Consider the following 13,670-nt stretch of genomic DNA (forward strand, 5'->3'; position numbering starts at 1 on the left):
TTGATAGCGGGTGTTATTTTTTTAGAATCTTTTTATGGCGCCAATACCTGCCGAGATTTGATTCCCTTTAGCATCTGGTGCATATTTTTGATTTTCAAGCCCGGCTTTTAAATAAAAAACATAAGTCCGGCTTATGGTAGTCCTGTATTCTGCAGCTATATTGTTAGACTTTAATTTGTAGTTAAACACTTCACCGTTAAGCAATATATTGTTTTGTCCGTCAGGGTTAACACCTGTTCCCAGCCTTAAGCTTAAATAATCATCAGGTCCGCCAAGGTAATAACGTGTAGTAAGCTGATAGGACTGACCTACCGAATCACTATTTGGAGTGATGTAAGCCCTTAAATTAAACCATAGGTTTTTATAATATTTTCCCACAGATGCGGTATAGGTCCAGGTTTGTTCTCCCGAAAAGCTAAGCATCCTGAAACCACCTTCGGCTTCAAAACCTTTTGGTAGGTTTGCAAATAAGGAGAAGCCTGTTTTGTACTCCGGGAAAATACCCTGGTCGTCAGACACCCCTAAGTTTACAAATGCATAAAAGGTATTTGATATACGGGGGTAGGACTCTATTTCAAACTGTAGCGCATCAATAGCAAATTTGTTAGCATAATTAACACGACCTGTTACAGTACCAAAACTTCCCTGTCTTGTATAATCTATACCTGCAATGTGCCAGTCGTCATCAAAACGTTTGTCAAAGTGATAGTAATCATAATTAATACCTACTGCATTTTTAGAGCTCATCATGCTTATTTTTTGGCTCAGCGTACGTGCATCATTGTTTTTCGGGTTTATTTCCAGTAATGTTTTTAATGAATTGTTTGCTTCAGGGTACTTTCTGGAATCGCTTAATATCCTGGCTCTAAGTAATAATAACTCTTCTGACTTTGGGTTTATAGCCAAACCTTTATCGGTAAGTTTTAATGCCTTATCATAGTTTTTACTCCAGTATTCCAAACTTCCGTAGGCAAGGTATGCATCCTGATTGTTTGGGTATTTTTTGACTACACTGTCAAATGTATTGCGAGCATTTTCCGTTTGTCCGTCCCATGTATACAGTCTGCCTATAAAGATGTTCAGGTCCTGATAGTCGGGTGTTTGCTCTAAAGCCTTTTGAGCAAGTGTAATAGCCTCTTTATAATTTTTATTATTAAAAGCCTCTTTACGGGCTTCGGTATATAGTTCGTCACTTGTTTGCTGGGCGAAAGCCGCAGGGGCAAACAAAAGTGCTGCCATTATATAAAAGCCCGCTATTATTGATTTTGCTATGTTAACTAAAATAATTTTCACACTAAAACTCTTTAAAAATTATACTTGTTTCTTTTGCGGATTTGCCAGTCCTGTACGGCTCATTGTACCCCATGAGTTTTTACCTCTTATAAGGTCTATATTTCCTTTTATGGCGGCCCACATTACAAACGGATGATACAGCAGGGGTTCTGCAAAAGCAGTTCCTACGAGCCTGAATATGTACTTCGGTTTTTTATACTGCTGGAAGGAGTATTCCTCAAAGAAAATCGCCGTGACAGAATACAGTACTGAAAAGAAGTATACCACAGCAAAAAAGCTAAGAAAAATTGTCCAGTCCAGTCTGCCTAATGCATACAACAGTATGATAAACAGTACCCCGAAGAACTCAATAATAGGAGCAAGCCACTCAAAGAACATCCAGTAAGGTGTACTTAGTACACCCAGTACCTTAAATTTTGGATTAAAAAGCATTTTACGGTGAATCCAAAGTGTTTCCATGGTACCGCGGGTCCATCGGTTACGTTGCCTGTGAAGTACCTTCCACTGCTGAGGTACCTCGGTCCAGCAAAGCGGATCGGGTATAAAACCTACAGTGTAAGGTTCCTTTTTCTCACGCATCATTCGGCGCATACGTACCAGAAGCTCCATGTCTTCACCCACGGTTTTGGTATTGTAACCACCTGCCTCAATGGCAATTTTTTTGTTGAACATACCAAAAGCCCCCGATATAAGTAGGAGTCCGTCCAGCCTTGACCATGCCATACGCCCCATTAGGAAAGCCCTGAAATATTCAAGTATTTGTGCCCTCGCTAAAAACTTATCCGGTAGTCGCACTTCAATAATACGACCGTCCTCAATAATACATGAGTTTGCCACACGGATAATTCCGCCCGAGGCAATTACTGTTTTTTCATTATTAAGGAAAGGGCTAACCAGTTTTAGTAAAGCATCGTCTTCCAAAATACAGTCAACATCTATACAGCAAATTAGGTCGTGTTTACAGTTGTTTATACCTGCATTAAGAGCATCGGCCTTACCTCCGTTAGCCTTGTCTATTACAGTAAGATTTTTATACGCTTTGTGTGTAGACATATATACCCCTCTTATTTCCTGTGTTGGGATAGAGTTGTATCGAAGGGATTCATCTTTAACAAGATCAAAAGTATCTATAAGTCTTTGCAGGGTATTATCCTTACTACCATCGTTAATAACTACAATTTCATAAGAAGGATAGTTTACCGTTAGAAGTGATTTCACATTTTCTACCACGTTAGCTTCTTCGTTATAGGCCGGGGCCAGTACCGAAACGGGTGGGAGAGAAGTGCTTTGTAACAGTGTAACATCATCTGTAGGGATGTTTTCCCTTTTATATTTTTTTATTTCCAAAAAAGAAAAGACGGCAGCAAAAAGATAACCTGATGATATGACACATGCATATATCAGGAAAAGCCAGCTCGCTATGTCAACTAAAAGTTCGTAATTCATGGCTTTTTACTTTAAAAAGTGTTCTTCTGCTTTTAAATATTCAATTTTAATTTCCTCATTATCTCCCTTTAACTCGTAAGATAATGCCTGAAGCTGGTTATACGAACCTACTTCTTTTATCAGCTTAATTATCTCTTTTTTAATAGTATTATTTTCAGAAGCAAAAATAGTAAGCACAATATCGACCGACTCATGGTTCCCCATTTTTCGCATACATCTTATAGCCTCTTTTTTCAGCATCTCTTCGGGATGTTCCAGGAACGGAACCACTTTTTCTACATTTTCATATTGATTAAAAGCCGAAATTTGTTTTATACAAAAGCCTATTACTGTAGGCTGTTTGTGGTTTAACCACTTAGAAAAGTCGGGGATTTCTTCTTTATAACTTTTAAGAGCATCTTCGATATGAATTTGCTGCCAGATAGTTAAAGGCTCTTCTAATCTATATAAAAAGTTAAGCGGATATTTTTGAGAGAGTTTTATAAAGTACAGTAACGACTGTAGCCTGACTTCAACTTTTTTGTCGTTAAGAAGCCTAACAGCTGTTGATTCCTGTATTTTTATTCCCATATTGGAAATCGTATGCATACCACGGGCACGCAGGTACCATTTCCTGCTGGCTATTTCCTTAAATGCCAAATTGTCCAGTTCAAGTCTGAAAAAAAGTTTTTTGATAGAGGCATTAGCCTCTCCCTTAAAGTTTTGACTATATACAAGAATCTCTTTTGTGGTTACCTTTTTTTGGAGTTTACTCCTAACATGATTTACTCTAAACTCTTCAATACCTGCTTCTTCAAATTCAGTATCAAAAAGATATCCGTTAATAAAATCGGTAAGCTTTTCTATGTGTTCGGCTTTTTTAATATTTCGGAGGTTTTTGTATACCCTTAAATAAAGGATAAACAAAATAAGCAACAGTATTAAAAGCAGAAAAAGTAAACTGATTAATATATTCAGGTTTACTATCCACTCAAAACCACTGTTGTAATATATGTAGTCGTAAAGCTTTTCCAATTCTCAAAAGGAGTATTAAGTTTTACCAAGGCTACGTTTAACCCTTAATGAAAGCTCATTAGGGCTAAAAGGTTTTGTAATAAAATCATCTACACCCATAGTAAAGGCATCCATAATGATGTCTTCCTGTGTAGCTGTAGAAAGTACTATTATAGGTGTAGTGGGAGTTTCTTTTTTAATATGCTCAATTAGTTGTGAACCGGTAATAAACGGTAGCATCAAATCGGTTATTACTAAATCAAAGTTGTTGTTTTTAAGGGTATCCAGTGCAACCCTTCCGTCAACCGCAACAATTACCTCATAACCATCTTTATTCAGCTTGAACTCTAATGATTTTACAACCATAGGATTATCTTCCACTACCAGAATTTTCTTTTTCATAATTATATTAATTCAGGAAAATCGTTTTCCAGTTCGGCATTAATTTTATCAAATTGAGATTCAAGTTCTGTAACAAGTTCAGGTACTTCCTCTTTAGAAGCCCTGTTGTTTAAAAGGTCGCATATATGTACCGATGTTTTGTTTTCAAGCATCTCAAAAGAAGGTTTTATATTGTGGGCAATTTCTGCCACACTTTTAAAATCGTTTTGACCTAAAGCTTCTTTTAGCTGAATTAGTTTATCTTTTACAGAAGTACGGAATATTACCAGTGTTTCTTTAATGAACTCAAAATTACTGTCTGATATGGCATTTAGATAATCCAGTGAATAAGCCTTGTCTGAAACTTCTTTTGGGACAAAGTTTTTTTCAATCAAATCGTTTATGATTTTGATGTCACTGTTGGTTACCGGCTTTTTTATAAAAGCCATTTTATTTTGATAATGCTCTAATATTCCGTTTTCTCCTTCTTCTCCTAATACAAGAACAGGTACTTCGGTTTTTATTTCTGATTTAAGATAGTCAAAAGTCTGGTAAGCGCTAAGGGGAGAAGCATACTCATCCAGCATTAAAAGCTGAAAACTATCTTCCTTTTTTATTAACTGTATAGCGTCATAGCTGTTGTCACAATAAGTTACCTGCCAGTCTTCCGGAAGTAGTCTGGCGGCCTTTTCAGTATTATTGTCTTCAACAACTAAAATGTTTAAATGCATGAAAGTGGGGATTTAATAATTAAAGTTAAATAAATTATGTAAAACCATTTTACCTGTTTGCTACAGGCATGTGGAGTTTTATGGTCTCTTTAATAGTGTCAAAAATAATAGGTTTGGTTATATAGTCATCCATTCCGGCATCAAGGCAACGTTCCCTTTCGCCTTTAAGGGCTCTTGCTGTAAGCGCGATGATAGGGATGTGGGTGTCGCTATCTTCCAGAGATCGTATTTTTTTTGTAGCATCAAAACCACTCATAACCGGCATTTGTATATCCATGAAAATAAGGTCTAAAGGCATGCTTCGGTACATCTTAACGGCCTTTTCCCCGTCTTCGGCTACTACAATATTAGCTTTAGGTAATACCTTTTGGATAATGGTTTTTGCCAGGAACTGGTTTACCGGATTATCTTCGGCAATAAGTATATTAATGGTTTGGTCTTCACCTTTGGTACCGGTTGTTACAATCTCATCAATAGTTGTTTCCTCATCTTCATTGATATGGTTTATAAACTCAAATAACTGATCTATTCTTATAGGTTTTGTAACCTCAAACCTAACATCCATATCTTTACACATTTGTAACGACTTATTATCGATAACCGAGCTGTGTAACAGCATAATAGGGAGTTCTTCTTTGGTTATACGTAGCTTTTTCCTAATGTGTGTTATTAATTCCAAACCGTTTAGGTATGGCATATTAAAGTCAATAATGGCAAGGTCAAAGTTGTTTTCCTTTTCAAGAATTTCAAGCGCCTTAATGCCGTTTATAGCACTAACCGAATTTACTTTACCAAAGGCAAGCATATCCCTTAAAATAGTAAGGTTGTTCTCGTTATCATCTACAATAAGAACATTGTTTACAAGTTCGGTATTTTTTTCAGGGAAGCTTTCGCCTACTTCGGTTTTAAATTTCACTTTAAACGAGAATACACTACCTTTATTCAGTTCGCTATCAACCTCAAGTCGGCTATCCATAAGTTCCAGTAGCCTGTTGCTAATGGTTAGTCCAAGCCCGGTACCACCATATTTACGGGTAGTGGAGGAGTCTTCCTGATCAAAGGCATTGAATATTTTTTGCAGGTTATGAGGTGCAATACCTATACCGGTATCACGAATAGAGAACTCAAATATCATTTCATCCTCGTCGATTTCTGTCTTCTTGTTTCTTATTTTAAGTTCCACTTCACCCTTTTCGGTAAACTTGATGGCATTACCCAATAGGTTTACTAAAATTTGCCTTAACCTAACCGAGTCGGCATAGATAAAACGTTGTACTTTTGGCGAAATATCCAGTAACAGTTCCAGCCCTTTTTCATGAGCTTCGTGCTTAATAATGTCAACCGTTTGTGAACATAGTTCAACCAAGTCGGTTTTATCTTCATTAAGTTCCAGTTTTCCGGCTTCTATTTTAGAAAAATCCAGAATATCGTTTATCAAATCCAGTAATGAATGTGCCGAAGTATTAACCATTTGCATATACTTTCTTTGCGTTTCATTCAGGTCGGTTTTCATTAACAGGTCGGTAAACCCTATAACACCATTCAATGGTGTACGGATTTCATGTGACATATTAGCCAGGAACTCTGATTTGGATTTATTTGCAGCTACTGCTTTTTGCTTTTCTTTCAAAATAGAAGCTTCCATTTCTTTAAGCTGTGAAATATCAGTAGCGATACCTACATATCCGGTAACTTCATCATACTTATTTCTAATGGCAGTTACCACCAGTTGTACCGGAAACCTGCTTCCGTCTTTCCTTATGTAAGTCCACTCATGAGAGTCGTAAAACCCTAAATTAGCTTTGTGTACAAAAACATTAAACCCTTCAATGTTTTGATTGTATTGCTTTGAAAGTACTTTACCGCGCTCTTCAATCTCTTTATTGTCGTGAATAGCGCCAACATTAAAGGCTCCTATAACATTTTCGGCTTTATAGCCCAATAGGTTTTCGGCCCCTTTATTAAATTTCTTTACATTACCAACCAAGTCTGTTTCTATTATAGATACATGAGTGGTAGCACCTAAAAGTCCTTCAAGTTCCAGTAAGCTGTTTTGAAGTTCTTCTTTAGCTTTTACCCTTTTTGTAACATCATTTATTTGTGATACGAAATAAAGAGGTTCGTTTTTCTCGTCTCTTATGAGCGATACATTAAGCAAACCGTATACTATACTGCCATCTTTATGTATGTATCGTTTCTCCATACTATAGGTTTCTCTTTTTCCTTCAAGGGTTTCCTTAAGTAGGCGTAAATCGGCATCAAGGTCGGTTTTATAGGTAATGTCCTGAAAAGTAAGGGTAACAAACTCATTTTTAGAGTATCCCAGCATATTACAAAGACTTTTGTTAACCATAAGCCATTTTCCGTCCAATCCCACCAGTGCCATACCGTTAGGGGAATATTCAAAAGCACTTTTAAAACGGAGTGAATGTTCCAGTACCTGGTCTTCCAGTTCCTTTTGTGCTGTTATGTCCTCAATATGGCTAATAATCATACTTTTAGAATCCTCAGTCCCTTCAATGTATGACACATTAACCTTGCACAGTATAAGTTCGCCGTTCTTTTTGTAGTATCGGCTTCTCAGGCTGTAATGGGTAATCTCACCATCAATAAGCCTTTGCCTGTATTCGATTGCTGTTTTTAGGTCATCAGGATGTATAAGGTCTTTATAGGTAAGGTTATTAATAGCATAATCGGTATCACTTTCATCAAACCCAAACATTTTTATGGTAGCAGGGTTTGCACTGATAATTTTCCCATTAGTATTAACCAATACAATTCCAATGGAGGAATGGTTAAATACTTTTTCAAACCTCTCTCTCGCCTCTTTATAAATGGCTTCCTGTTTTTTTCTGGGTGATATATCCTGAAAAGCGCCATAAACCCGAACACATTGCCCGTCTTCAATTACGGGTTTTCCTATAGTACGAACCCATACCGGGTTTCCTTTTGCCGTTACTATTTTTAACTCTGCGTCAAAAGGTTTGCCGTATTCCACAGCCTCAGCAAAATGCTTAGTTATTTTATCCCTGCTCCATCCGTCCTCATAAAAATTGATGGCGGTTTCCAGTTCGGGCTTAAAACCGGGGTCAACCTCATGAATTTGTTTAGTAACTTTAGTCCAGTTTAGTTTTTGGTTAACAAGGTCTATTTCCCAGCCGCCTACTTTAGCTACCTTATTGGTCTCATTAAGTATTACTCTTAATTTTTTAAGTTTTTTAAGCTTGCTTAAAATTTTTTCCTGTTTAAGGTTACGTTCCTTGTAATGTTTTATAATTAGCCTTACAGGCTTATCATTCTCATCATAAATTACCTTTCCTTTAGAGTGTAATATAACTTCATGATTGTCACTGTCGCTATAGGCGAAAATACCGTTGAAACCTTTTTCAGGTTTTTCCTTACATTGTCTAATTAGGGTTAGGGTTCTGTTTTTGTCAAAAGTATTAATAGCCATACTCCAGCTGTCAAAAACATGTTTGTCTTCGGGCTTAGGACGACCTATAGTTTTCCAAAAGGTGTCATTTATCCAGAAATGTCCCTGATGCTCAAGGTCACAAAACCATATACCATCAAGGGATTCTTTGGTTAACCAGTTAAACAGTGAGAGATCTTTTAGCAGTAAATCATTAAACTCTTTTTGCAGAGCAGAAGAGGATTGCAGCATAGTGTGTTGTTTAGTGGGGATATTATTCAATAAATTTAAAATTTTCTTTTGAAATAACAAGCCTCCACAGGCAATTTTGTGTTTTTTTCGGAGTTTGGGGGGCGGCTTTTTTCGCTGCATATATACGATAGTTTTTTGTTAAGGGTTTTTAGATATTTTACGCATTTGGTTATAAAATGCTGTTTTGTAAATAAAATACTGTAAAAAAGACCTTAACAGAAAACCTGTTCTGTTTACGTTTTCCTAAATTTGGACTTTATTAAACAAAAAGAAGATAGTTTTTTATTAAAAAAGACTTAGGCTTCTTTTGTAAGAATTTTAAAACCCCAAAAAAACTCTTGCCTAACAGAGTCCTTTTAAACAATGATATTAATTGTAGACGATTTATCTGAGAATCTTTTGGCGCTGAGAAAAACTCTGGAAGTTCACAATTTGCAGGTGGATACGGCCGAATCGGGCGAGGAAGCCTTAAAAAAGATACTCAAACAAAATTATTCCCTTATAATACTGGATGTTCAAATGCCGGGTATGGATGGCTTTGAAGTGGCCGAAATTCTTGCCGGTAGCAACAGGACAAAAGATATTCCGGTAATATTCCTTTCGGCAGTAAACAAACAAAAAAGGTTTATTTCTAAAGGTTATGAAACAGGCGGTGTGGATTATATTACCAAACCGGTAGATCCTGATTTGCTTATACTGAAGGTTAAAACTTTTCTTAAACTATCAGAACAGAAAACAGAACTCAAAAATATAAGGGACATACTCTCTAAAGAGGTTGAAATAAGGAAAGCTGCCGAGGAAAATCTTGAAGCAAAAGTAGAGGAAAGGACAAGAGAACTTATAAAAAAGAATGAAGAGCTGGAGTTTAGGAATCATGAATTACAGCAGTTCTCGTGGGTAGTTTCACATGATTTGAAAGAGCCTATACGTAAGATAGAAATGTTTATCAAGATGATAAAGGAACGCTATCTTACCGATGATGAAAAGGCATTGGATTACGTTGACCGAACGGTTAGAGCGGCACAAAGAATGTCTAAACTGATTACTGATTTACTTGATTATTCCAGGCTGTCATCTGATGTGGCTCCGGAGAAGACCGATATAAACGCTGTTGTTAATGAGGTGGTATCTGATTTGGATTATCTTATAGAAGAGAGCAACGCTATTGTAATTAAAAAAGATTTACCAAAAGTAACAGGGGTACCAAGCCAGTTAAGGCAGGTGTTTCAAAATCTGCTTAGTAACTCGCTAAAGTTTACTAAAAAGGATATTAGTCCTATTATACAGATAAGCGGGGAGATAATTGCCGACAAGCATATTGATGCGCCTGCAGATGCTAATGGGGAATATTGCCGTATTACAGTAAAAGATAACGGGATTGGTTTTGACGAACAGTATCTGGATAAAATATTTATTATTTTCCAGAGCCTTAATGACAGAAAAAAATACGAGGGTACAGGTATAGGCCTTGCCATAGCTAAAAAAATAATCGAAAAACATAACGGACTCATAACAGCAAAAAGTACTCCGGGCGAAGGGGCTACTTTTTTAGTTGTACTCCCGATATAACAGGTAAAATATGGATAGTAATTTTAAACGGAATCTTGGAATCTTTTTTGGGCTTTCACTGTTTATACTAATAGTAAGTTCGGTAGCTTCTTATTTAAGTATTACCAGCTTATTAAAAAGTAACGGGAATGTAAATCATACTCAGGAAGTTATTTATAACATTAATGATGGTGCTACAGTTTTGATAGATGCCCAAACCAGTGTAAGAGGATTTTTAGTTTCGGGTAAACAAAGCTTTTTGGAGCAGTATAACAATGCCGAAACCAACTCAAATAATATATTTGAGAATATATCAAAGCTAACTGCAGATAATCCTTTACAGCAGCAAAGCCTACAGGAACTAAAACCGTTAAGAGGTGAGTTTTTTAATTATCTGGAAAGCCTGATAAAAGAAAAAACAGTGGGAGAAACCACATTATCGGCCGATTTAGATCGGGGTAAAAAGCTTATGGACCGCATGCGCGTTATTTTAAAACGTATGGAGAGCCAGGAACTGGAACTTTTAAAGCAACGTAATGCAACTGCCGAAACCTATGGTTCTACCAGTACCATATTAATAGTAGTTGCGGCAATTCTTGCACTTTTAATAAGTATTTCCTTTTTTGTAAGAATACTCAAGGATCATAATGAGAGGGCTAAGCTGCATAAGGAACTTAGACATAAGGATGAGATAATGGCCGAAAGGATACGTGTTATAAGTGATATCGCTTCACAAATTGCTCAGGGTAATTATGAGATAGAGGTAGAGGACAGTGAGAAAGACGCCTTAGGTACGGTAGCCTATTCGCTTAATAATATGGCACGCTCACTAAACAGTTCATTTAAATCCCTTACTGATAAGGAGTGGCTACAGGCCGGTGTGGCCGAACTCAACGAGGTAATGATTGGCGAGAAAACCCCCGAAGAGCTTACTAAAGATATAATAGAATACATAGCCGAATTTACAGATGGAGCAGCAGGTGTTATCTACCTGTGTGAAGGAGAGGAATTGTACATGATATCGGGCTATAGTTACGGAGGCAGTAAAAGAGACCGACTTAGCATAGGCGAAGGTATTACCGGGCAGGCAGTAACATCGGGTAAAGTACTTGAACTGAAATCACTGTTGGAAAACGATATTACCATTTCATACGCATTGGGAGAGGTTAAGCCAAAGCATGTAGTTGCTGTTCCGTTAGTGGATGATAAAGTAATAGGGGTAGCCGAACTGGCTTCGGTAAACGAATTTACCCCGCGTGATATGGAGTTCCTAAAATCAGTAGCCAATAATATTGGTATAGCGATTAAGGCCGCCCAAAACAGACAGAGAATACAGGAACTACTGGAAGAAACACAGGCACAGTCGGAAGAACTTATTATACAGCATAGTGAACTTGAAAACATTAACGCCGAACTGGAAGCGCAAACCTCTAAACTTCAGGCGTCTGAAGAAGAGCTAAGAGTACAGCAGGAAGAACTTCAGCAAACTAATGAAGAACTTGCCGAAAGGAGTACGCTTCTGGAGGAAAGGAATATGGAAATCCAGAAGAAAACCGAAGATCTTGAACTTAGTACAAGATATAAGTCGGAATTCCTTGCAAACATGTCACATGAGCTTCGCACACCGCTTAACTCAATATTGCTTTTAAGCCGACTGCTTTCTGAAAACAATGATAAGAACATGACCGATGAGCAAATAGAGTTTGCTAAGGTTATACAAAGCTCCGGTAACGGATTGTTGGGGCTGATTGATGAGATTTTAGATCTTTCTAAAATTGAAGCTGGTAAAATGGAAGTTGAGTTTGTGGATGTTTCGGTCAGGGAAATTAGCGAAGGGTTAAAAAATCTTTTTGCCGAAGTTGCAAAAGAAAAGAACATTCAGTTTCTTATAGATGATAAGGATGCTCCGCTGGTGGTGAAAACAGACAAAATGCGACTGGATCAGATATTAAAGAACCTTATTTCTAACGCCATTAAGTTTACGGCAGAAGGATCTGTAACCCTGCAAATCAAAAAGATTCAGGGTAATGATAAGCTCGTATCTTTCACTGTAAAAGATACTGGTATAGGTATACCGCGTGAAAAGCAACCTCTTATTTTTGAGGCATTCCAACAGGCCGACGGTTCTACTAAACGCAAGTATGGCGGTACCGGGCTGGGACTTTCTATCAGTAGGGAACTGTCAAAACTACTGGGAGGAGAAATCACTTTGGTTAGTGATATTAATAAAGGTAGCGAGTTTACACTTACCGTACCTGTGCTGGGTGCAACATCGGGTAAACTTATAGTTAATAAGCCAACGACAGTAGCCGCAAAGGAAAAAATTGAAGAACTTACTGAAGTTAATTCTAAGCCTGTAATCGAAGATAGGTATATAAGCCCTGTAATCCCTGATGATGTTCCGGATGACAGAGATGAGGTAAATGAAGGTGATAAGGTAATACTTATTGTGGAAGATGATACTAATTTTGCCAAGTCATTACTAGATTTTACCCACCAGCGAGGTTATAAGGGAGTAGTTTCGGTTAGGGGTGATGAGGCACTTAATCTGGCATTAAAATACAAGCCTATAGGAGTGTTGCTGGATATTCAGCTTCCGGTAAAAAGCGGATGGGAAGTAATGGAGGAGCTAAAAAACAATGTACTTACTAAACATATTCCTGTACATATAATGTCGTCTTACAAAGTGAAACAGGAAAGCCTTTTAAAAGGTGCTGTAAACTTTTTGGATAAGCCTGTTGCCTATGAGCAGATTCCTGATGTGTTCAGGAAAATCGAACATATAGTAAACCGTGATTCGCAAAAGGTGCTTATTATAGAAGATAACCCAAAGCATGCTAAGGCATTGGCTTATTTCCTTGAAACCAATGATATAAAATCAGAGATTAAGAGCGAGGTGAACGATGGTGTTACTGCATTACAGGCAGCTAATGTAGACTGTGTAATACTAGATATGGGTGTGCCCGATAAACAGGCTTATGAACTACTTGAAAATGTAAAAAACGAGTCGCTTGATAATATTCCGGTTATTGTGTTTACAGGTAAGAGCCTTTCCATGAAAGAGGAGCTTAAAATTAAGAAGTATGCCGACTCCATAGTTATCAAAACGGCCCATTCGTATCAGCGAATGCTTGATGAGGTTTCGCTTTTCCTTCACCTTGTGGAGCAAAACAAAAAGGAAAACAATAAAAAGAACAAAAACTTTAATACCCTCAATAATATCCTTAACGGTAAAACGGTGCTTGTGGTAGATGATGACGTGCGAAACATTTACTCGTTAACCAAGGCGCTGGAAGTACTTAAAATGAACGTGCTAACAGCTATAGATGGTAAGGAAGCACTTAAAGTCTTAGAGGAACGTCCTGATGTAGATATAGTGCTGCTGGATATGATGATGCCTAATATGGACGGTTATGAAACGGCTACCCGAATAAGGCAGGCCAAAAACCTTAAAGATCTTCCGGTTATTGCCGTAACGGCAAAAGCCATGACGGGAGACAGGGAGAAATGTATCAATGCAGGAGCATCTGATTATATAACCAAACCGGTAGATGTAGATCAGTTACTTTCATTATTAAGGGTATGGCTTTACGATAAAGCCTGATAAAATAGAA

The 13,670-nt window shown here is 37.4% G+C and carries 8 protein-coding genes; 2 read left to right on the top strand and 6 right to left on the bottom strand.

All coding sequences use genetic code 11. The annotated features are described in order from the left end of the window. Window positions 1–21: 21 nt before the first annotated feature. From ABS768_RS15720 to ABS768_RS15745, 6 genes are read right to left on the bottom strand one after another with little or no spacing between them, the layout of a single operon-like run. On the bottom strand, window positions 22–1,293 hold the full coding sequence (locus tag ABS768_RS15720) for a YaiO family outer membrane beta-barrel protein (protein ID WP_408075902.1): 1,272 nt from the start codon (window positions 1,291–1,293) through the stop codon (window positions 22–24). Window positions 1,294–1,311: 18 nt separating this feature from the next. Next, window positions 1,312–2,739 carry a glycosyltransferase family 2 protein gene (locus ABS768_RS15725; RefSeq protein WP_408075903.1) on the bottom strand — a complete coding sequence of 476 codons (1,428 nt, stop codon included), beginning with the start codon at window positions 2,737–2,739 and terminating at the stop codon, window positions 1,312–1,314. Window positions 2,740–2,745: 6 nt separating this feature from the next. Further along, on the bottom strand, window positions 2,746–3,753 hold the full coding sequence (locus ABS768_RS15730; RefSeq protein ID WP_408075904.1) for a HEAT repeat domain-containing protein: 1,008 nt from the start codon (window positions 3,751–3,753) through the stop codon (window positions 2,746–2,748). Window positions 3,754–3,768: 15 nt separating this feature from the next. Next, the gene (locus ABS768_RS15735; RefSeq protein ID WP_408075905.1) at window positions 3,769–4,134 is read right to left on the bottom strand and encodes a response regulator transcription factor; all 366 of its coding nucleotides are present in this window, start codon (window positions 4,132–4,134) and stop codon (window positions 3,769–3,771) included. A 2-nt stretch (window positions 4,135–4,136) separates the two neighbouring features. After that, window positions 4,137–4,844: an Hpt domain-containing protein gene (locus ABS768_RS15740; RefSeq protein WP_408075906.1), complete on the bottom strand. Its 708-nt coding sequence runs from the start codon at window positions 4,842–4,844 to the stop codon at window positions 4,137–4,139. A 49-nt stretch (window positions 4,845–4,893) separates the two neighbouring features. Then, entirely contained in the window at window positions 4,894–8,508 is a 3,615-nt protein-coding gene (locus ABS768_RS15745) for a PAS domain-containing hybrid sensor histidine kinase/response regulator (RefSeq protein WP_408075907.1), read from the bottom strand. Between the two features lie 363 nt (window positions 8,509–8,871). On the opposite strand from ABS768_RS15745, the gene ABS768_RS15750 reads away from it, so the two are divergent. Together ABS768_RS15750 and ABS768_RS15755 are read left to right on the top strand one after the other, a co-directional pair. Further along, window positions 8,872–10,077, top strand: coding sequence for a sensor histidine kinase (locus ABS768_RS15750; protein WP_408075908.1), 1,206 nt, complete (start codon window positions 8,872–8,874; stop codon window positions 10,075–10,077). 10 nt (window positions 10,078–10,087) lie between these two features. Beyond that, window positions 10,088–13,660, top strand: coding sequence for a response regulator (locus ABS768_RS15755; protein WP_408075909.1), 3,573 nt, complete (start codon window positions 10,088–10,090; stop codon window positions 13,658–13,660). The last annotated feature ends 10 nt before the right edge of the window (window positions 13,661–13,670 follow it).

It is taken from the genome of Flavobacterium rhizophilum (genome assembly GCF_046000485.1).
Classification (GTDB): domain Bacteria; phylum Bacteroidota; class Bacteroidia; order Flavobacteriales; family Flavobacteriaceae; genus Flavobacterium; species Flavobacterium rhizophilum.

Coding starts and splice junctions, on each gene's coding strand:
- ABS768_RS15725 (WP_408075903.1), bottom strand. CDS start 2,739: ATGAATTACGAACTTTTAGTTGACATAGCGAGCTGGCTTTTCCTGATA.
- ABS768_RS15735 (WP_408075905.1), bottom strand. CDS start 4,134: ATGAAAAAGAAAATTCTGGTAGTGGAAGATAATCCTATGGTTGTAAAA.
- ABS768_RS15740 (WP_408075906.1), bottom strand. CDS start 4,844: ATGCATTTAAACATTTTAGTTGTTGAAGACAATAATACTGAAAAGGCC.
- ABS768_RS15745 (WP_408075907.1), bottom strand. CDS start 8,508: ATGCTGCAATCCTCTTCTGCTCTGCAAAAAGAGTTTAATGATTTACTG.
- ABS768_RS15750 (WP_408075908.1), top strand. CDS start 8,872: ATGATATTAATTGTAGACGATTTATCTGAGAATCTTTTGGCGCTGAGA.
- ABS768_RS15755 (WP_408075909.1), top strand. CDS start 10,088: ATGGATAGTAATTTTAAACGGAATCTTGGAATCTTTTTTGGGCTTTCA.